Genomic DNA, 21663 nt, shown 5'->3' on the forward strand with positions numbered 1-21663 from the left:
AGGGGGACGTCCCGCCCGATGGGTTCGGGCCGGTGACTGATGTTTTCAGAAGGGCGGTTTGAGAGGGGCGGTTGAGAGGGGCGTTAAAGCCGCTCGCGCAACCAGGCTTCCAGCTCTGAACTGGTAAACGGCCAGCACAACACATCACCGGTATTGCCCAGCCCTACCACCGGAATGCTCCACCCAAACAGTGTCGACAGTTGCTCGTCTTCTGCAATGTCCACTGGCTGCAACTGCAGCCCGAATGTTTCCAACACTGGCCAGATCGCAGGCTTGGCCTTTTCGCACAGACTGCAGCCCAGCGTGGTATAGAACATCAGTGCGCTGGATGTTGCCCCCTCGAGCTTTCTGGCTTGCTTCTGTGTACTCAAGTCAAAGAGCTCCCTGGCTGCGAGCGACCAGGAAGCCCGCGATAGCGATCGCGGCAAGCACCGGGAGCCACAGCCATTTTCCGACACCACCTCCCTGCGCCGGCATAGGATAACCGGCACTGGTCGCACCGCCGGCAGTGCGGTTTGGCATTCCGCTATCGCGCAGCTGCGCCAGCGCACCGGAAGACGACCCTGCGCCGCTGTGTACCGCGGTTGCAGACGCCGCTTCCGGCGTCGGTGAGACGGCCTGCCGTACCGTCGTTTTATTCAAGTCATCTGCGGGCCCCACCACGCTGAAGCTCAGACTATCGAACCGGAGCTCATCGCCGCGTCGCACCCGGGACTCGGTAATACGCTGATTGTTGAGAAAGGTGCCATTGGCGGACCCCAGGTCCAGGACAAACAACAGCCCTTCGCGCACTTCCAGGCGCGCGTGGCGACGAGACAGGTGCGACATGGCAAATGTCAGGTCGCATTCATCCGAGCGCCCTACCACACTGGTTTCCCGTACGGGGTAAACCCTGCCGACAATGGCGGGGTGATTCGCACGCAGAGCCCAGGAGACATTGGCGCCGGCGCCCGCCGCTTTGATCCGAGTGATCTTGGGGTCGATCACTGCCAGATTGCGCTCCCCCAGCTGAACCCGATCATTGCGGCCCAACTTACAGTGCCCATCCACCAGTTTACCGTTGACCGCCACATGACCCGCACCCGCGAGATTGTGCAGTTCAAGCTCTTCGCCGTTCACCAGAATTTCTATATGCAGCTTGGCGACCGAACTGTCTGCCAGAGTCATGTCGCACTGGCTGCTGCGCCCGACCGTGACCTTGGGGGAAACCAGCCATACGCTTTGGCTGGCGTCTTTTACATCGCAAAGTTTGAGCATTGCCTGGGTATCCTTGAATAGTCGCGACACGGTGGGAGCATACGACTGCGCTCTCTTTCCTCAGCCGCAAGGCACAATCTCAACTAGTCGCCGCTCCCAGACAACTATCAATAGGGAGCGGCGGTTCACGTTTCATATTCAAAATCGATGGATGGAGTCTATCACGACCTATTTCGTTGGCCTGTGAAACCGTTTGCAGCTTACAATGGCCACAGGCTCTATTATCGGTGCATACCGGACCCGGATGTCCACTATGCGCTATCGACAATAAATACGAGTAACAGGCAGTTACAATCCAGTGAATGAAGCCAGAGTACGGGAACGCCCCAGCGGCGTGAGCCACCCCGCCACAGGCGCAATGCCACGCAGCGCCGGGGCCACACATACCGGGTACCGTCGCGACCAGAACGAGGATGCGTTCTGGGGAGACGAAGAGCGCGGAGTTTGGGTGGTTGCAGATGGGCTCGGCGGTCACCAGGCGGGCGAAATCGCCAGCCAGACCGTTGTCGAAGAAATCCAGCGATCCTCCGCCACCGACCGACACTACGAACAGGCCCTGCGCCGCGCCCACGCTCTGCTGGCCGGGGAAGAGAGCTCTACGGCCATGGGGACTACCGCTGTGGTCATCGCCGAAGACGGCGACTACTTCCACATATACTGGGTCGGCGACAGCCGCGCCTATCTGTGGACCCCCGCTGAAAACGCCACATCCCAGGCGCCGGAAACTGCCACAGCCAATGCCGACACCGTCCTGCGAGCGGACCAATCCCGTGCCGACGCGCCCGGCGGACAGCTACAACAGCTCACCATCGACCACTCCTACGTTCAGATGTTGGTGGATTCTGGCGCAATCAATGCCGATGAAGCCGCCAACCATCCCAATCGCCACGTCATTACCCGCTGTATTGGTGGATCCACCAACCCCCAGCTGGAAATTGATCGCGCCTCGTTTTCATGGAAACCCGGCCAGAAGTTACTACTGTGCAGCGACGGCCTGAGCAACGAAGTCGACGAAGACCTCATCAAGGGCATACTGGCCGGCAATGCAGACAACCAGCGGGCAGTAGACCTGCTTATCGCTGCCGCCCTGGACGGCGGCGGTCGCGACAATGTTACGGTTCAACTGATCAGTGCCCCGGAACCGTTAAAACCGGACAGTCAAAATCAGATGCACCTCACGGATGAAACGTTAGCTGAATCCCGGCAATTTCCCACCATAGACGGCAAACTCTCAGGTCGAACCGCTACAATAGCGCTTGTCTGCCTCGCAGGGTTGGCGGCGGCTGCAGTCGCCGCATGGCAGTGGATAAGCGGTAACTGAACGGGCCTGACAAGGGAAAAACTGAATGGAAGTTGTCAGCAGCGGTGCCGCCTCGCTGGAAATTCCGGGCTACCAGATCCTGAAGAAAATCAATCAGGGTGGGATGTCCACCGTGTACCTTGCCACCCAGCGCAGTATGGGCCGGCAGGTAGCACTGAAAGTCATGTCGCCGGTATTGAACGCCGATCCGATCTTCAGCGAACGCTTTCAGCGCGAGGCCAATATCGTTGGCCAGCTCTCTCACCCCAATATTGTCGCCATACACGATATCGGCCGCTATCGCAGCCTGAACTATATCGCCATGGACTACCTGCCCGGTGGTTCCGTGGCAGATGCCCTCACCCGCGGTGCGATTGAACCGTTGGAAGCCCTGCACATTACCCGCCAGATTGCCATGGCGCTGGATCACGCCAGCAACAAGGGCTACGTACACCGCGATCTCAAACCGGAAAACATTCTGTTCCGCGAAGACGGATCCGCAGTTCTGACCGACTTTGGCGTGGCGCGAGCAGTGGCCCGCACTACCCGCATGACGAATACCGGCATGGTAGTGGGCACGCCCCACTACATGAGCCCGGAGCAGGCCCGCGGTGCCGCCGTGGATGGCCGCGCCGACCTCTACAGCCTGGGCGTGGTGTTTTATGAAATGCTCACCAGTGCCGTGCCCTACCAGGCGGAAGAAGCGGTGGCGATTGCGATCAAGCACCTCACCGATCCGATCCCGCACCTGCCGGCCCGCCACTCCCTCTATCAGGGTTTGATGGACCGTTTTCTGGCCAAAGACCCGGATCAGAGATTCCAGCGCGGCCTGGATGTCGTGGATGCCATTGACCAGTTGTTGGCCGCTATCGAAGGCAAATCCCCCACGCCCGCCACCAAGCTGAACAACACCTCGGTGCGGGTTTCAAGCCTGTTGCGCGCGCTGCTGATGACGCTGTACGGCACGATTCAGGACAAGGTGACAACTTCCTGGGCCAAGTGGCGTGACAAGCCAATCGCCGAGTCTTCGGGGCGGGCAGAGCAGCAGACCATCATGCGCTTCCAGCAGATCATGCAGCAGGCGCAGCCGGTCAAAAAGCGCTCGTGGATGATGGCCGGGATGCTCTGCGCGAGCCTCACCCTGGCCTGGGTGCTGTTTACCCTGTTTACTGAGAAATTTCAGTGGCAGAGCGAATCCACACTGGTAAATGATGCAGTGGGCATCACGTCGCAGATCCTACTGTCGGACAAGGTAACGCAAGAACCGCAGTTACCCGGCCCCGTACAGGCCGATCAGGACACCCTCAACCCTGAGACGCAACCCACTTTGCGCAAAGTAGAACGTGCGGCACGATCTTCTGAAGCAACCCAGGAGCCGGCCTCATCACCAGTAATCGGGGTGACAGCAATCGCCGAACCGGCCGCTGACGCCTCCCCCGATTCTGCCTCGCTTGAACAAAACAGCGGGAATACAGATAAGCGCACGGCGGGTTCGCCCAAAGCTGAAGCGCCGGAAACCTACGCTCTGACAGTTTCTGCGCAACCGGACAATGCCCGCATTCGCATCATGAACATCGTGCCGCGCTATGAGCCCGGGATCGCACTTGAACCCGGCCGTTACGATGTGGAAATCAGCAAGCCGGGGTTTACCAGCGTGCGACGCTGGGTAGAAATTGAAAGTGCGGATATCAACCTCGCCGTACAACTGGAGCGCAAGTACCCCCCAGGCAAAACTTTCACTTCGCCACTGAATATCGGCGGGCGCGGCCCGGAAATGGTGGTATTGGATCCGGGCAGCTTCACCATGGGCAACAAGCGCCGTCCGTTTACCAGTCCGGAGCACGAGATTTCCATCCCCTACGGGTTTGCAATATCTGTCCACGAAGTGACCTTCGCGCAGTACGATCTCTTTGCCCGGGATACCGGGCGGGTATTGCCCAATGACGCCGGCTGGGGCCGGGGCGAGCGTCCGGTGGTTAACGTCAGCTGGGAAGATGCGCAGGCGTTCTCTCGCTGGTTACGGGAGCAGACCGGGCAAAAGTACCGCCTGGCTAGTGAGGCAGAATGGGAATACGCGGCGAGAGCTGGCAGTGATAGGCCATTCTGGTGGGGCGACACCAGCGCGCGCGGCAAAGCGAATTGTCGCCGCGGGTGCGCGAGTGAATTCAACAGCCTGTTTTCCGTGTCCTCGGCCCCGGTGGGCAATTATAAAGCCAATGATTTTGGCCTGTTCGACACCGCGGGCAATGTGGCGGAATGGGTACAGGACTGCTTCCTTGGCGATTACAGCAAGCACCGCGGCGATGCCAGCCCTGTACAGATCAAAAATTGCGAATTGCGCGCGGTACGCGGTGGCTCCATGCGCGAGCCGTTGCGCAACATCAGTTCAGACTACCGTACCGGCCTGAACCAGCGCGCCGCGTCCAAAGAGGTGGGTTTCCGGCTGGTCATGGAGCTGTAACCAGGGCCAAGGGTTTAACAACCCGGCTCAAGGCTCAGCGCGCCCGAATTTCCCACACATTGTGGATTTTGGGATTGCGCTGAAAGTCCTTGTCCAGCAACTTTGCCGACAGATTCTCTACCGCGTATTCCGCACTCACCTCACCATCCATTTTGAAACTGCGCAGATTGTTGGAAAATAGCAACACGCCGTCGGACTTCAGCAACGCCATACACTGGCGAATGAGATCGGCGTGATCCCGCTGGATATCCAGCACCGAGCGCATTTTTGCCGAGTTGGAAAAAGTGGGCGGGTCCAGAAAAATCACATCATACTGGCCGCGACGGTTCTGCTGGGCCGCTTCCAGCCATTGCAGGCAATCCGCTTCGATCAGCTGATGGCGGTAGGGGTCCAAGCCGTTGTGACGGAAATTACGCTGCGCCCAGGCCTGGTAGGCCTTTGATAGATCGACGCTGGTACTTTCAGTACACCCCCCCGCTTTCCCACCGCCTATTGCCGCCTGCACCGTTGCGGTGGCGGTATAGCAGAACAGGTTCAGTAATTTCTTGCCGCCGGATAGCGAACGCAGATACTTCCGTACCGGGCGGTGATCCAGAAACAGTCCGGTATCGAGATAGTCCCACAGGTTGATCTCTACCTCGGCATCATATTCCCGCGCCCAGAACACCGGTGCCTCTCCTGCCGCTTTAGCAACCCGGTTTTTCTGATACTGGCTGCCGCTCTCTTTATGGCTGTGGCGACGGCGCTCTTTGATGCTGATATTGCGCGGCGGCAACTCCAGCACCTCACGCACTGCCCGCACCAGATCTCCCAGGCGCGCCCGCGCCTTGTCCTCGGGAATTTTCGCCGGCGCACGGTATTCCTGAACATGCGCGAATGTCTGCCCTTCCACCGATCGATAAATATCAATCGCAGCGGAATATTCCGGCAGATCGGCATCGTACAGGCGATAGCAGTCAATCCCTTCCTTCTTCGCCCACTTGCCGATATTGCGCAGATTCTTGCGTAGGCGATTCACCACCATCTGCACTTCGTCTGACAACTGTTTTACCGGTTCGCCAGACTTTGTGCCTTGCTTGGCAGCATGAATGTCAAATAGAAGCAGCTGGCTGGGAATGCTGCCGTTGTACAGCTGATACTGTTTGTGGGAGCGCAGGCCGGTTGAAAAACACAGCTCCGGATTGCCAGTAAAAATGCCTGCTCTCCAGCCAGCAAATTCTTTTTTCAGCTGTTGCCCCAGCTCCGCATAGGTATCCCGCAATGCCTCCTGCTCACCCAGCCGCTCGCCGTAGGGCGGGTTGGTCAGTACGAGTCCGGGTTTTACCGGTCGGTGGCTGGGCACCTTAAAGGAGGCAACCGGTCGGTGGCTGACGCGGACGATCCGCTCCAGCCCGGCACGGGCAATATTGGCTTCTGCCGCAAACAGCACCTTGGCGTCGGCATCGTAGCCACGAATTTCCGGGAATGTCTGTTCCATACCGGCGGCACGCCGCTCCAGCGCCTCTTCCCGCAGTGCCATCCAGATATCGTTCTGGTGATTGAGCCAGTGCTCGAATCCGAAGCTGCCCCGCATCACCCCGGGGGCAATATCCCCAAACATCAGTGCCGCTTCCACCAGGAAAGTGCCGGAGCCACACATCGGATCCAGTAAAGCCCCGCCTTCCGCGGCAATTTCCGGCCAACCGGCGCGAATCAATAGCGCAGCGGCCAGGTTCTCCTTCAATGGCGCAGCGCCAATATGGGTGCGATAGCCGCGGCGGTGCAGGCTGTCACCACTGAGATCGATGGCAATATCCAGCCGGTCGCGATGCAGGCGCAGAGTGGCGGTAAGATCGGGATCGCGCTTGTCTACATCCGGCCGCGCGCCGGTAGTCTTGCGCAGGCGATCGACGATCGCATCTTTTGCTTTCTGAGCACCGAACTGGCTGTTGCGGATTTCACGGTTGGTGCCGGAGAACTGTATCCACAGCACGCCACTGGGACTGATATGTTCTTCCCACGGCAATGCATTGACCGCCTGGTACATATCTTCGGCATCGACGATGCGGGTTTGCGCCAGGTTCAGCAGGATCCGGTTCGCCAGCCGACTCCACAGGCAGGCCCGATAGCCGCTCTCCAGATTGCCCTTGAAGCGGACAGCCCCAGGCTGCTCTCGCTCAACGGCCGCGCCCAAGCCCCGCAGTTCGTCGGCGAGCAGGTTTTCCAGCCCTTTGGGGCAGGTCGCGGTAAAGTCGTGCTGATCGGTCAAAATCGTACTCTCACGGTTGTACAGATAGTTGTGAAATCGGTTGCTGAAGCCGGGAACCGACGTGTCTGCAAACGGGCTGCAGGCCCTGCCGTTCTGGCCACCCACACACGGACAAACTGGCCATGGGTGACGGTGGGGGCGCAAGGATACAGCAAAGCGCCACCGGATTCTCCAATACCCGCCCCTGGTGTCAAATCGTTGCTCTTATTCATTGAATTCAGGTTCATTGAATTCAGGCCCTATAAATACAACACCTATAGAACACCTTTTTCAGAACAAAACGATCATTCGCTCGTCCCTCTGTTTCTGGTGTACTGATCCCCTTCCCGATGAACAGCAATGACAATAAGCTGTTCAATGAGGGGGGAGTTAATGAACGAAAACGAGAGGTAAACCGTTCATGAGACGTCAAAAGCGTAATCAGTCCGATAGAGCTTTCCACAAAGGTTATGTTGCCGCGGTTGAAGGGCGCAATCACGACAGCTGCCCGCACGAAAATGGGGCCCGACATCAGGAGTGGGTCAATGGGTGGCGACAGGGTCGGCAGGATTACTGGAGTGGTTTTGGACCGCGGGCTCAGGCGCAACGCATAGAAAATATGTGATTATAAAATCTGAGTAAAACCCCCGGGCGTCGCAGTGGCCCCCGGGAGTTCCATGGCAATTTACGAGCTGACTGTCCGCCCCTTGCGCAGGGCTGAAATAGCAGCTGCGGCCTCACTGATTACCGCTGGGCCGCGATAGATAAAGCCGGAATAAATCTGCACCGCCGTTGCACCGGCACGGATTTTCTCCGCCGCACTCTCGCCGTCGAAGATACCACCGACACCGATAATTGGAATCGCTCCGTCGAGTTCGCCAGCGAGCTTGCGAATGACTTCCGTGGAGCGCGCCTGTAACGGGCGACCGCTGAGACCGCCCTCCTCCTCGCCATGGGTAAAGCCCTTGACCGAAGACTTGTCGATGGTGGTATTGGTTGCAATGACACCGTCAATTTCGTGATCTTTCAGCACCTTTGCCACATGCGCAATGGATTCATCATCCATGTCTGGTGCGATCTTCACCGCCACGGGTACGTAGCGATCATGCTGGCTGGCCAGTGCCTGCTGCTTTTCCTTCACCGCAGAAAGCAGATGGCTCAGACTGTCACCAAACTGCAGATCCCGCAACCCCTTGGTGTTTGGCGATGACACGTTCGCCGTGATGTAGTCTGCGTAGGGGTAGACCTTTTCCATACACAGGCAGTAATCATCCGCCGCCTTTTCTACCGGGGTATCAAAGTTTTTGCCCACATTGATCCCCAGTACGCCGGCATAGCGACGGCGCTTCACCCGCTCGATCAGGTAGTCCACGCCCTCGTTATTAAACCCCATGCGATTGATAATCGCCTCCGCATCGGGAAGGCGAAACAGTCGCGGCGACGGGTTCCCTGGCTGTGGGCGCGGGGTAACCGTACCGACCTCCACAAAACCGAATCCGAGTGCGCCCAGTCCATTGTAGGCTTGGGCATTCTTGTCCAGGCCGGCCGCCAACCCCACCGGGTTAGGCAGTGTCAGCCCCATCAATTCCACGGGATCATCCGGAATGCCCCGGGCAAGCAGGGAGGTAATACCGAGGCGCTCCGCCGCGCCAATCGCATCCAGTGACAGGTGATGTGACCGCTCTGGGTCCAACGCAAACAGGGCTTTGCGCAGATAATCGTACATGGCCTTCCTTCAACTCTTTTGGTTTAACTGTCGCGATTCATTCTGACAACTTCACGCGACAGTCATCTCGACAATTGAGTCGTATCCTCAATCCGTCAAGGTTTCCTGGTCCGCCGTGGCATTCGCCAGATACATCAGCTCTCTCAGGGCCACCGTCAACATGGCGAAATCCCCTTGCGGTGCGGATTTGAGCTCCTTGAGGAGGCTATCCCAACGCTGAATCGGCTGCGCCATGATACCGCTCCAGTGGGTCACTGCGCCATCCACATCCAGGCCATCTTCACCGGCCAGGCGGAGAATGTGGATTGCGAGCTTGCTCAGCTGACTGTCCAGATCATCCATGCTGGATTCCCGCGCTTGTGCCTGCCAAAAGGTTTCCACCGGCAGTTCGATAATCTGATTGCCAAACCAGTAGAGCCCCAGCTTGTCCGCCAGCGCGAAGTACATCTCTGCCACTTCTTCCACCGGGCGGTCCGCAATACGGGCGGACTGGGAAATACCGAGCGCGGAGAACAAGTAAGTGGGCGACGCGGCCAGCAATGCCAGTTGTTCCGGGACCTGGTGTTCGAGCAACAGATCATGCCGCTTTTTCCACTCCCGCAACGGTTCGCCACTCAGCACTTCCGGCAACGCGCGGATGACCCGCTGTACCGGGTCCTGGAACAGGTCCCGCTCCTGGGCCGGGTCGAGATCCACACGGCGATTGCGTACAAACCAGCGGGTAGCCCGCCGTACCCGACCGATCATCGAGTTCATCAGCTGCAGTTGCAGCTCTGCAGGTACCTGATAGTCCAGCGCCGCAACACCCTGCTGGAACTCTGGCATCAAGTAGACATCCCGGGCACTCATGTAGGCCGCGGCAATGGTATTGATATCCGCTCCTGTCGCGCTGCTGATACGGTGGTAAAAGGTGATTCCCATACTGTTGACCATTTCATTGGCCACCTGGGTGGACACAATTTCACGACGCAGCTGGTGGTCATACACCAGTGCGCGGTACCGGGACACCAGTGACGGTGGAAACGCGGACTCCACTGCTTCCTGCACCCGCGCGTTGTCGATGATATCGGCGCTGAGCAATTCTTCCTTCAACTTCACCTTGACGTAAGAGATCAGTACCGAGAGCTCGGGACGGGTAAGGAACAACGCCTTGTTCTGGCGCTCATTGAGGAGCTCGTTATCCGGGATAAACTCCAGCGCCCTCTTCAGACGCCCTTCGCTCTCCAGCGCGTTGATCAACCGACGATATTCATCGAAACGTTCGCCAACCTGGTAGGCTGCCACGCTGAGAGCGCGCGTCTGGTTGTAGTTGTTGTCCAGCACCAGCTCGGCAACAGACTCTGTCATTTCCTCAAGCAGTTGATTGCGCTGCTTGTCGGTGAGGTCGCCGTTGGCCACCACCTTATCGAGCAGGATCTTGATGTTGACCTCGTGATCCGAGCAATCCACGCCGCCGGCATTGTCAATAAAGTCAGTATTGCAGCGTCCACCATTCAGGGAGAACTCGATCCGACCTCGCTGGGTCATCCCCAGGTTTCCGCCCTCGCCGAATACCCGGCAGCGCAACTCGTTGCCATTAACCCTCAGGTTATCGTTGGATTTATCCCCCACCTGCGCCTGGCTCTCGCTAGTGGCCTTCACGTAAGTGCCGATGCCGCCGTTCCAGATCAGATCCACCGGTGCACGCAACATGGCACTGATCAATTCATTGGGAGTCAGCTGATCTTCCTCTATCGCAAACGCCTGTTTCATTTCCGGGGAAATTTTCACCGACTTGGCGCGACGCTCGAAAATACCGCCACCTTTCGAAATCAGGCTGAGATTGTAATCAGTCCAACTGGATCGCGGCAGTTCAAACAGGCGTTTGCGCTCGTGGAAACTGCTGGAGGCATCCGGCGTCGGATCCACAAAGATATGCATATGGTTGAAGGCGCCCTTCAGGCAAATGTGCTCCGACAGCAGCATGCCGTTGCCGAACACATCACCCGCCATGTCGCCAATGCCGATCACGGAGAAGTTTTCTTGCTGGACATTGACGCCCATCTCACGGAAGTGGCGCTGCACGGAAACCCAGGCGCCGCGCGCGGTAATACCCATCTTTTTGTGGTCATAACCGTTACTTCCGCCAGAGGCAAAGGCATCCCCCAGCCAGAAGTCGTACTCGGCGGCAATGCTATTGGCAATGTCAGAGAAGGTAGCGGTTCCCTTGTCCGCGGCCACCACTAGGTAGGGGTCGTCTTCGTCGCGACGGATAACCCGCGGCGGCGGCACAACCTCACCATCTTTCAGGTTGTCAGTAATATCCAGCAGGCCGCGGATAAAGGTTTTGTAGCAGCGGATACCGGCCTCGATCATCGCTTCACGACTGTTGTCCACCGGCGGCCGGCGCACCACAAAGCCGCCCTTGGCACCACTGGGTACGATCACCGCATTCTTCACGTTCTGCGCCTTGACCAAGCCCAGCACCTCGGTACGGAAGTCCTCCAGCCGGTCGGACCAACGCAGACCACCACGGGCCACTTTACCGCCACGCAGATGCACACCTTCCACCTGTGGCGAATAGACAAAAATCTCGAATTCCGGACGCGGCTCGGGGATATTCGGAATATCGCGCGGGCTGAATTTGATGGAGATATAGTCTTTGGGCTGGTCGTCTTCCCCCATCTGGAAGAAATTGGTACGCAGGGTTCCCCGGATCAGATCCAGGTAGCGACGCAGCACCTGATCTTCATTGAGGTTGTCGACGCCGTCCAGACCATCGTGGATTTTCTTGATCAGACGCTCAATCCGCCCCTGCTCCTGCCGATCCGGAGAGTTGATCCGCGGATCGAACATGGCCCGGAACAGCGCTACCAGGTTGCGGGTGATTTCCACATGGTTGGCGAGGGTCGCCGCGATATACGACTGGCTGGCACTGAACTTGGTCTGCTTCAGATAGCGGGCGTAGGCGCGCAGCATGGAGACTTCCCGCCAGTTCAGGCGTGCCGCCAGCACCATACGGTTAAAAGAATCGCTCTCTGCTACCCCATCCCAGATTGCCGCAAAGGCGTCCTGGAACAGGGCCCGTGACGCTTGGGCGTCGACACGGGTGGGCAGGCCGAACTCCAGGTGGAATTCATGCATCCACACATCCTGCTGGCCTTTGGGGCGAATGGTATATGGGAACTCCCCCATTACCCGCAGGCCGAGATTTTCCAGTACCGGGATCACATCAGACAGGGTCAACCCCTTACCCCAGTTGAAAACCTTGAAGCGGAGACTGCCCGGCTCTGCGCCTATCGGCTGGTAGAAGCTCATGGCCACCCGGTTGTCGGCGCTCAGTTCCCGAATCGAGACAACATCCTGCACCGCGATCCGGGGTTCGAAATCCTCCCGATAGCCGGCCGGAAATGCCTGACCAAATACGTTGACTAGGTTGCTACCTTCCTCTTCACCGTGCGTGTCAATCAGGGACTTTTTGAACACATCTTCCCAGCTGCGGGTAATATCCACGATTTGCGCCTCCAGTCGCGCTACATCAAACTCCACCGGCTCGTTCGGGTCGACACGGAATACAAAGTGCACCCGGGCGAGGATGGATTCAGAAAAGTAAGTGGTGAAATCAGAGTCCAGAGCATGGATTGCACGGGTGATGTGATCGCAGATCATTTCCCGCACATTACTGTTGAATTGCTCCCGCGGTACAAACACAGTGGCAGTAACGAACTTTCCAAATGGATCACGGCGCATGAACAGGCGCAAGTGGGCGCGCTCGTTCAGGGCCAGAACCCCGAGGGTGGTATCAAACAGCTCTCGGGTACTGCTCTGGAACAACTCATCCCGGGGGAAAGTATCCAGAATCCGCTGCAACGCCTTGCCATCGTGGCTGGTGGGAGAAAGGCCACTCTGCTCCATCACTGAGGCCAGTTTGCGGCGGATGATGGGAATCTTGGACGGACTCTCGGTGTACACCGGTGAGGTGTACAACCCCATAAACGCGGACTCACCGATAACCTCTCCGTCAGCGTCGTAGCGTTTGACACTCACGTAGTCGGAATAGGCGGCGCGATGGACCCGGGACTTCACTGAGGACTTGGCAAACGTGAGGTAGTTCGGCCCTTGGTAGAAGCGCTGCTTGCCCTCGTTGAAGTCATACTCAGGCGTGGGTTCGGCCGGCTGGGAAAGGCCTTTGAAGATGCCCAGACGACGGTTTTCCACTTCACACAGGACTTTCTTGTCCCCCTGTTCGCAGAATTCGTACTCGCGGTAGCCGAGGAAGGTAAAGTTACCGTCGCGCATCCACTGCAGGAAAGCGCTGGCCTCTTGCAGGTTGGCGTCGCTCTGGGAAATCCCCGCGTGCAGCTGATCTTCCATCGCCGCGCAGGTATCCAGCATCGGCACATAGTCATCCACCGCCAGCTCCACATCCCCTAATACCTCTTTCAGGGAGCGGGTCAGATCCGAGGCGTGGGCGCTGGAGGTGTCGAGATTGATCTCCACGTAGATGAGCGCTTCGCTGCTGCTGCGAGGGTCGTCTTCGCGTCGCACATCGTCCTTGTGCGGCGGCAACAACTCTTGCAGACGCCCGCCTTCGCCCCGTTGCAAGTCCACGATGGTACTTTTGATGGAGTGGATCACGGTGTCGCGACGATTGATTTCCATCCGCACGGAATCCACCAGAAACGGCATATCCCGCTGCAGTACACACACCACCGTGTGGGAGCACTCCCAACCGTGATCCTCAAGGCGCGGATTGAAGACCCGCACCTTGGGCGTGCCGGCATCCCGCTGCTGGATAAAATCCCACAGTGTATAAATGCAGCCGTAGATATCCGCGAGGCGACGCCCCATCAGATCTTCCAGAGGATACTGGTGCAGGAACTGCCTGGCCAGCGATACCACTGGTGCCGCTTTATCTCCAAGGCGCTCGCGGATCAATCCACTGACCTGATCCAGTAACTCTTCCCGGCTATCGGTCATTACCGTTGCCATACTCACGCACAACCTCCCACTCACCAAACTCCTGTCCTACGCGATACTGTTCCTATCGCGAAAAATCGGTTCGCTGCCCAACCATCGGCTAAGCTGCGGTATTTACGCTCTCAATCTTTCTCATTAGGGCCCGGAAAAAAGAAACAAGCGCCGCTTGTCGCTTTTTCGAGGCTGTCTACCGGAATAGGTAGAACAAAACGCCGCGATTACTGTCTAGGTCACCCCGATGGTTGCCATGCGGCCTATTGCCGCTAAAATCAACCGGCCCGCGCAACTGCCTCGGGTCACTATCTATATTAAAGAGGATAGATAGCGTCCTCATTAAGATAGACAGCACTTGGATCCGGGCAGCGTATTGAAACAGGAAATTGGCAAAAGAAGTGACGATATGGACACACGCCAGCAGATAAAAATTCTGAGCGATTGGCTGGAGCAGCAGATTATTGGCCAAGCAACTCTGGTCAATCGTATTCTCATAGGATTGCTCGCCGATGGACACCTTCTGGTAGAAGGCGCGCCGGGCCTCGCCAAGACCAAAGCGATCAAAACCCTGGCGGATGCCATCGAAGGGGATTTCCATCGGGTCCAGTTCACTCCGGACCTGTTGCCGGCGGATATTACCGGCACCGATATCTACCGCCCGGAGAGCGGCGAGTTTCATTTCCAGCCCGGCCCGGTGTTCCACAACCTGATTCTGGCAGACGAGATCAACCGCGCGCCGGCCAAAGTGCAGTCTGCATTGCTGGAAGCGATGGCGGAGCGCCAGATCAGCGTGGGGCGCAAAACCTACTCGCTGCCCGACCTGTTCCTGGTGATGGCAACCCAGAACCCGATCGAGCAGGAAGGCACCTACCCCCTGCCGGAAGCCCAGCTGGACCGCTTCCTGATGCAGGTGAACCTTTCCTACCCGGATGCAGCTGCAGAGACTCAGATCCTGAAACTGGCCCGCGCCGAGGCCAGCCTGGGCGAGAGCCGCCCGGAAAATATCATCAGCCAGGAAACGCTGTTTGCCGCGCGCAAAGAGATCCTCGACCTGCAGATGGTAGAGGCCGTGGAAACCTATATCGTGCAACTGGTAATCGCCACGCGCGAACCGGGGCGCTACGATGCCGAGCTGGCCAGCTGGCTCGATTTCGGCGCCAGCCCCCGGGCCACCATTGCGCTGGACCGATGCTCCCGTGCCTACGCCTGGCTCGCCGGGCGCGATTACGTCACGCCCGATGACGTAATGGCGATCGCCCCGGATGTACTCCGCCACCGACTATTGCTGAGCTTCGAGGCGGAAGCCGCCGGCGCCAATGCGGATCAGGTAATCCACCGGTTGCTGCAACAGGTCCCGGCGATTTAAGGGGCACCTGTGCACAACAACGGTAACGGTATCAATCACGACGAGCTGAATCTCCGCGGCGCCTATCCCGAGGTAGCGCCGCTGGTGCGCCTGCGACATATCGCCCGCCAGCTGCAGCTATTTCAGCCCAAAGCCAGCAAGGCCGACCAGGCGGGACAGATGTTGACCCGCTATCGCGGCCGCGGCATGAACTTTGAGGAAGTGCGCAATTACCAGCCCGGTGACGATGTCCGCTCCATCGATTGGCGGGTAACCGCGCGCACCGGCAAGACCCACACCAAACTGTTTCAGGAAGAGCGCGAGCGTCCGGTGGTGATTCTGCTGGATCTGCGTTCGCCGATGTTTTTCGGCAGCCAGAACGCGTTCAAATCCGTTGCCGCCAGCGCCATCGCCTCTGCGTTGGCATGGTCCGGCCTCCATCACGGCGACCGTATCGGTGCGCTGCTGTTTTCCGATCAGTCCGTGGAAACCGTGCGCCCCCGCCGCAGCCATCACGCAGTACTCGCCAGTATTCACGGTATGGTTGCCGCGGCTGGCGCGCTCAACAGCCCGGTTTCCGCCTCAGGTTATCAGCCGATCAAAATCCTGCTGGAGGAAGCGCGTCGCATCGCCCGCCCCGGCAGCGCCCTGTTCCTGGTCAGCGACTGCCATGATCTGGATGCATCCAGTGAGCAGGCACTGTATCTGCTGACACGTCACGCCGACCTGCAGGTTTTGCGTATCACCGACCCGCTGGAGCGGGCACTGCCGGATCAACCTCTGACGGTCAGCGATGGACGCCAGCGCACCTTTCTCGGCTTCGGTCGCGCCAATCGCGGGGTGCGAGACAACTTTGCCCTGCAGCAGCAGCAAGTGCGCGCCCAGACCGAGCAGCTCTGTCGCAAGCTGCGTTTGCCGCTGATCGACTTTGACAACACCCAGCCGGTGGTACCCGCACTGTTGTCGATTTACGGCGGCCGACCACAGACCGCACCTTCCATGTCCAAAACGAGTGGCTCCGAATCGAGGGCGACGTTGTGAGACAGCTGGCAACCCAGGCGACGCCGCAACAGAACCCACCATCGCCGCCACTGACACCGGAGATGGAAGAGCTTCTCACGCAACTGAAGGATATTCAGGAGCCAGCGGCGGTGGGCTGGTGGCCACCGGCGCCGGGCTGGTGGCTGGCTGCGGTGATTGTGTTTTCCCTGCTGATCATTGCCGGCCTGGCCCTGCTTCACCTGCGTCGCAAGCGACAGCAACGACGCTATCGAACCGAGGGCATACATTTATTGCGCGCAGTGGATGTCAAAGATCCGCGTGCGGTAGAGGAGATCAACATACTGCTAAAACGGGTAGCCGTGGTGAGCTTCGGCCGACGTCGCTGCGCCGCGCTGACCGGCCAGCAGTGGATCGATTTCCTGCAACGCACATCCGGCGAGGACCTGCCGGCACCCGCCCGCACCGCCCTGCTGGAAGGCCTGTACCGGTCCAATGCAACCGGTGAAGGCGTACCCACGTTGCGGGATTATGCGATTCGCTGGGTGAACCGGCATGACACCGACGCGTTCAGCGCTATCGAAACCGTCCTGAGCACCTCGCCCGCGGCGCCGTCAAAATCCCCGGAGGCAACCGATGTTTGAGTTTGCCCTGCCGTGGATCTTTCTACTGCTGCCACTGCCCTGGCTCGCACGCAAACTGCTGCCCAAAAGCGAACCCCTGACCAGCGCCCTCAAAGTCCCCTATTATCAGCAATTGCCCAACAAAGGGGGCAGCTCGCCGATCAACCGGGTCAATCTGGCACTGCTGTGGCTACTCTGGATTCTGCTACTGACCGCTGCCGCCCGTCCCCAGTGGTATGGCGCCCCCATCAGCCAGACCAGCAGTGCGCGCGATCTGTTGATTGCCGTCGATATTTCCGGCAGCATGGAAACGCCGGATATGATCCTGAATGGCAATCCGGCGATGCGCATTTCTGCGGTCAAACAAGTGGTTGGGGATTTTGTCGCACGACGCAAAGGGGATCGGCTCGGCCTGGTGCTGTTCGGTACCCGCGCCTACCTGCAAGCCCCACTGACATTTGACCGCGAGACCGTCCATACATTGTTGCGTGAGGCACAAATTGGCTTTGCCGGCCAGGGCACCGCAATTGGCGATGCCATTGGCCTTTCAGTAAAGCGACTCACTCAGCGGCCGGCAGATCAGCGTGTCGTCATCCTGCTCACCGATGGCGCCAACACTGCCGGTGAAGTGACACCACTGAAGGCCGCCGAACTTGCCAAACAGGCGGGCGTGACGGTGTACACCATCGGTATCGGCGCGGAGGAAATGGTACAGCCCGGCCTTCTCGGCTCCCGCTTTGGTGCACGCCGGGTAAATCCGTCCCGGGATCTCGATGGCGAAACCCTGCAGAGCATCGCCGAAGAAACCGGCGGCCAGTACTTCCGCGCCCACAACCCGAAAGAGCTGACAGAAATTTATGCGGAGCTCGATCGACTGGAACCCGTGGAGCAGGAGGCGGAAACCTATCGCCCACTGAAATCCCTGTTCGTATGGCCGCTGGGCCTGGCGTTACTGATTGCGCTGATCTGGGCTGTAATTCCCCTGGTCAGTGGATGGCTACCCGGCAAGCGGCAATCCGAACCGAGCGGGATCAAGCGTAACGGCCATCATGCCGGCGGGCCCCAGTTCGGTGGAGGACGTGCCGGATGAGCCTTGTTACCGACTTCTTTGCCAACATGGACCAGTTTCACTTTCTGCGCCCCGCCCTGCTGCTCCTGATCCTGCCTGCAGCCCTGCTCTGCTGGGTGCTGGCACGCACAGTCCTGAGTAGCGGCCGCCTGCAGAAAGTGATCGATCCGGACCTTCTTCCGCACCTGCTATTACGTGGCGGCGAAAAGCGTCCGTGGCTGTTCGCACTGATCTTCGCGCTGCTCACCCTGATGATTATGGCCATGGCCGGCCCCAGTTGGCGGAAGCTACCCACACCGGTATATACCAATCAGGATGCACTAGTGATCCTGCTGGATCTGTCACCTTCCATGCGCGCCACGGATCTCACGCCCAACCGCCTGACTCGCGCACGCCTGAAAGTGCTGGATATCCTCAAACAACGTAAAGACGGCCTGACGGCTCTAATCGCCTATGCGGGCGAAGCCTATGTGGTAACACCACTGACCGATGACACCGACACCATCGCCAACCTGGTACCGCCGCTTTCTCCACGGATCATGCCCGTCCCGGGCAGCAATATTGAGATGGCGGTGGAAGAAGGACTGAAATTGATCCAGGACGGCGCCAATGGTCATGGTGAATTGCTGGCGGTAACCGACGGCATTGCCAAAGAAGCCATTGGCACCATCAAAGATACCCTGCGCGGGACCGATGTCAGCCTGTCCATCCTTGCGGTCGGCAGCGGTGAAGGCAGCCCCATCCCCAAAACCAATGGCAGTGGCTTTATTACCGACGACAGTGGCTCTATTGTCATCACCAACTTCGACCGCAAAGCCCTCGACAAACTGGCTACCGGCACCGGCGGTCGCTTTGCAGAGATATCTGTAAATGACAGTGATATCGAGCGCCTGCTACCAGAGAATACAGCCCCGGAAGAAGCTGAGCTGGCAGAGCGGCAATTTGACCAGTGGCGAGAAGAAGGACCGTGGCTGGTACTGTTACTGCTGCCATTCGCCCTTCTGCTGTTTCGCCGCGGCGCCCTCGCCTGCCTGCTGCCCGTGGCGATCCTGCTGGCGCCTTCTCAGGACGTCAGTGCCCAAGAGCTGCCGGCCCCTCAGAACAACCAAGAGAGCGCCCCCCAAGAAAACTCCGGCTCAGTCTGGCAGGATCTGTGGCAAACCAAAGATCAGCAGGGGCGCTCGCTGCTGGAGCAAGGCAACCCCGAACAGGCCGCCAACACCTTCGAAAACTCCCAGTGGCGCGGTACCGCCCAGTATCGCGCGGGAAAGTACGATGCGGCCGCGAAAAATTTCGCCCAGAACCAGAGTGCGCAGGGCCTGTACAATCTGGGCAACAGCCTTACCCAACAACAGCGCTACGACGAGGCGCTCCAGGCATACGACGAGGCGCTAAAGAAAAACCCGAATTTTGCTGATGCGGCACACAATCGCGACATCGCAGAAAAGCTGAAGAAAATGCAGCAGCAAAGCCAGCAGCAATCCCAGCAGGGGCAAGATCAGCAAGAGCAAGACCAGCAGAACCAGGATCAGCAACAAAGCGATCAGCAGCAGTCTCAACAACAAGACGGGCAACAGCAGGATCAAAATCAGTCAGGCTCCCAGGATCAACAGCAATCCCAGGGACAACCCCAGGAAACCGATCAGCAAGAGCAACAGGGCGACCAGGATCAACAGGAAGCCGGCCAGGAAGAACAGGAACAGCAAAACGCGCAGCAGGAAGAGCCCCAGACTGACGGCGAACCCACTCAGGAACAACAGGCCGCAAACGCGGAAGAGAGCCCCATTGATCCAGAGACGCAACAGGTTCTGGATCAATGGCTGCGCCAGATCCCCGACGATCCGGCTGGACTGATGCGCGAGAAATTCAAATATGAAAGCTTGCAGCGCCGCCGCGCCTACCGCGCCGGCGAATGGAAGCCCCCGGAGAATGGAGCCACTCAAAGATGGTAGCCACAGTAATTTCCCCTGACGGCCTCCCCCTGGGAACGCCGAGCCCCTGCTCGGCACCTCAAAATAACCGGGCAGCCCGCACTCTCGCTCAACTGATCTCAGCGCTGCTGCTGGCGGCCCTCGCCTGCCTGGCCCTCCCGGCGCTCGCCCAGGCCCAGGACCTCACCGCCAGTGTCGACCGCAACGAGCTCGCCATTAACGAGACCTTCACCCTGCGAGTCCGCTATAAAGGCCCTCAAAGTGGCGGACAGCCGGACTTCAACTTGCTGGAACAGGACTTCGAAATCCTCTCCCGGCAGCAGTCCAACCAGTACCGGGTCATCAATGGTAAAGCCGAGAGCTTTACCGAATGGGCCTTGACACTCGCGCCACTCAAGGAAGGCAAACTCTTCGTCCCTTCCCTGCACCTGCACGGCCAGGTGTCCGATGCCATCCCGATTACCGTCAACAAAGCCGGCCAATCGCCCAGCGGTAATAACAGACAGGCGTTCCTGGAAGTAGAACTGGACAAAGACAAGCTCCACGTCCAGGAGCAGTTGCTGGTAAAAGTCCGCCTGTACACCACCGTCGGCCTCCACGATATCGCCACCGATCCCCTGCAGATCCCCGGCGCCCACGTCGAAAAAGTGGATGAACAGCGCTACGAGCGTCGCATAGACGGCGTAGGTCATGCCGTCTACGAAATCACCTACGCCGTATTCCCCGAAAGCTCCGGCGAACTCCAGATCCCGCCGATCAACTACATCGCCGTCACCGGCCGCAGAGACCCCTTTTCCCTCTTCAACCGCAACGCCCAACGCATCCGCCTGCGCTCCGAAGCGAAAACGGTAGAAGTCGAACCCAAACCCGATAGCTACAGCGGTACCCACTGGCTGCCCGCAAGAAGCCTCGGCCTGGTTCAAAGTTGGAGCAAAGATCCGGAAGAATTCAAAGTCGGCGAGCCCATCACGCGCATCATCACCCTGCGCGCGGAAGGACTGCGGGCAGCACAACTGCCTCCGCTACCGAAGCTGAATGTAGATGGACTGAAAACCTACCCCGATCAACCGCAACAGGAAGATCAACCCGGTGTGAACGGCATTACAGGAAGCCGTGTAGAAACCACGGCGATTGTGGCAACCAGGCCCGGGAACTATCAGCTGCCGCCGATTACGATTACCTGGTGGGATACTAAGACCGGACGGCAGCGGGCTACACAACTACCGGCCTTCAGATTCAATGTGACGGGCTTGCCGGTAGTAGATTCTGCTGCACCCGGGAACACGCAGCCGACGCAGCCCAGCCCCAGCGCTACGGAGGTTGAGCCGGGGTTTTGGCAGAAGGTTGCTATTGCGGCGATTGCTTCGCACCTGCTCTGGATTGTGTATTTTTTCTACGCTAACAAACGCAACCGAGCTGGCGCCCCCCAGAAGTCCGGCAGAACAACCAATAAGGTAGTGGCCCCTGAAAAGTTGACCGAGCTGGTCAAGTCAGGCAGCCCACAAGAAATCCAGTCTGCACTGAGGCAATGGATAGGCGATCGCTGGCCGGAGGTCAGAACCTTGAATCTGGAAGCTGCTGCCCAACAGCTGAACATTTCTGAGTTATCGCAACTGGTGGAGATGCTGAACAGTGCAATCTACAAGGCACCACCGAAACCGCTGAACAGACAGCAGCTACAGATCCTGACCGATAGATTGACCCGAATTGAGGATGAAGCAGCTCCCAAGACCGAAGCGCTACCAGGCCTTTTTAGTGGATGAGTGGTATCA

General features: G+C 58.6%; 14 protein-coding genes. 9 read left to right on the forward strand and 5 right to left on the reverse strand.

Annotated elements, in window-relative coordinates; translation table 11 throughout:
• Positions 1-83: 83 nt before the first annotated feature.
• Positions 84-371, reverse strand: a complete 288-nt coding sequence (locus tag LPW13_RS07955; protein ID WP_230438905.1) for a glutaredoxin family protein — start codon at positions 369-371, stop codon at positions 84-86.
• Position 372: 1 nt separating this feature from the next.
• Complete coding sequence (locus LPW13_RS07960; protein WP_230438906.1) at positions 373-1257, reverse strand: FHA domain-containing protein; 885 nt, start codon at positions 1255-1257, stop codon at positions 373-375.
• Positions 1258-1555: 298 nt separating this feature from the next.
• Between LPW13_RS07960 and LPW13_RS07965 the strand changes: the two genes are divergently transcribed.
• Both LPW13_RS07965 and LPW13_RS07970 read left to right on the forward strand, forming a co-directional pair.
• Positions 1556-2578 (forward strand): PP2C family protein-serine/threonine phosphatase, encoded by a 1023-nt coding sequence (locus LPW13_RS07965; protein WP_230438907.1) that lies wholly within the window; start codon positions 1556-1558, stop codon positions 2576-2578.
• A 25-nt stretch (positions 2579-2603) separates the two neighbouring features.
• Positions 2604-5018, forward strand: a complete 2415-nt coding sequence (locus LPW13_RS07970; protein ID WP_230438908.1) for a bifunctional serine/threonine-protein kinase/formylglycine-generating enzyme family protein — start codon at positions 2604-2606, stop codon at positions 5016-5018.
• A gap of 34 nt (positions 5019-5052) precedes the next feature.
• Here LPW13_RS07970 and rlmKL read toward each other — a convergent pair whose 3' ends face one another.
• Positions 5053-7266, reverse strand: a complete 2214-nt coding sequence (gene rlmKL / locus LPW13_RS07975; protein ID WP_230438909.1) for a bifunctional 23S rRNA (guanine(2069)-N(7))-methyltransferase RlmK/23S rRNA (guanine(2445)-N(2))-methyltransferase RlmL — start codon at positions 7264-7266, stop codon at positions 5053-5055.
• Positions 7267-7666: 400 nt separating this feature from the next.
• Here rlmKL and rmf point away from each other — a divergent pair, with 400 nt between their 5' ends.
• Positions 7667-7870 carry a ribosome modulation factor gene (gene rmf, locus LPW13_RS07980; RefSeq protein WP_230438910.1) on the forward strand — a complete coding sequence of 68 codons (204 nt, stop codon included), beginning with the start codon at positions 7667-7669 and terminating at the stop codon, positions 7868-7870.
• 60 nt (positions 7871-7930) lie between these two features.
• On the opposite strand, the gene LPW13_RS07985 is transcribed toward rmf, so the two are convergent.
• Positions 7931-8971, reverse strand: coding sequence for a quinone-dependent dihydroorotate dehydrogenase (locus tag LPW13_RS07985; RefSeq protein WP_230438911.1), 1041 nt, complete (start codon positions 8969-8971; stop codon positions 7931-7933).
• An 87-nt stretch (positions 8972-9058) separates the two neighbouring features.
• A complete protein-coding gene (locus tag LPW13_RS07990; protein WP_230439172.1) occupies positions 9059-13942 on the reverse strand; it encodes an NAD-glutamate dehydrogenase in 4884 nt (1627 codons plus the stop codon).
• Between the two features lie 388 nt (positions 13943-14330).
• Between LPW13_RS07990 and LPW13_RS07995 the strand changes: the two genes are divergently transcribed.
• Genes LPW13_RS07995 through LPW13_RS08020 form a run of 6 tightly spaced genes read left to right on the forward strand, consistent with a single transcriptional unit; the run spans position 14331 to position 21654 of the window.
• Entirely contained in the window at positions 14331-15290 is a 960-nt protein-coding gene (locus tag LPW13_RS07995) for an AAA family ATPase (RefSeq protein WP_230438912.1), read from the forward strand.
• A gap of 9 nt (positions 15291-15299) precedes the next feature.
• Positions 15300-16310 carry a DUF58 domain-containing protein gene (locus LPW13_RS08000; RefSeq protein WP_230438913.1) on the forward strand — a complete coding sequence of 337 codons (1011 nt, stop codon included), beginning with the start codon at positions 15300-15302 and terminating at the stop codon, positions 16308-16310.
• Positions 16307-16912, forward strand: a complete 606-nt coding sequence (locus LPW13_RS08005; RefSeq protein ID WP_230438914.1) for a DUF4381 domain-containing protein — start codon at positions 16307-16309, stop codon at positions 16910-16912. The genes LPW13_RS08000 and LPW13_RS08005 overlap by 4 nt, the downstream gene beginning before the upstream one ends.
• Positions 16905-17981: a vWA domain-containing protein gene (locus LPW13_RS08010; protein WP_230438915.1), complete on the forward strand. Its 1077-nt coding sequence runs from the start codon at positions 16905-16907 to the stop codon at positions 17979-17981. Before LPW13_RS08005 ends, LPW13_RS08010 begins: the two co-directional genes overlap by 8 nt.
• The gene (locus tag LPW13_RS08015) at positions 17978-19912 is read left to right on the forward strand and encodes a VWA domain-containing protein (protein ID WP_230438916.1); all 1935 of its coding nucleotides are present in this window, start codon (positions 17978-17980) and stop codon (positions 19910-19912) included. Before LPW13_RS08010 ends, LPW13_RS08015 begins: the two co-directional genes overlap by 4 nt.
• The gene (locus LPW13_RS08020) at positions 19906-21654 is read left to right on the forward strand and encodes a BatD family protein (RefSeq protein ID WP_230438917.1); all 1749 of its coding nucleotides are present in this window, start codon (positions 19906-19908) and stop codon (positions 21652-21654) included. Before LPW13_RS08015 ends, LPW13_RS08020 begins: the two co-directional genes overlap by 7 nt.
• Positions 21655-21663: the final 9 nt, after the last annotated feature.

The sequence above is a fragment of the Microbulbifer celer genome, assembly GCF_020991125.1.
GTDB classification, from domain to species: domain Bacteria; phylum Pseudomonadota; class Gammaproteobacteria; order Pseudomonadales; family Cellvibrionaceae; genus Microbulbifer; species Microbulbifer celer.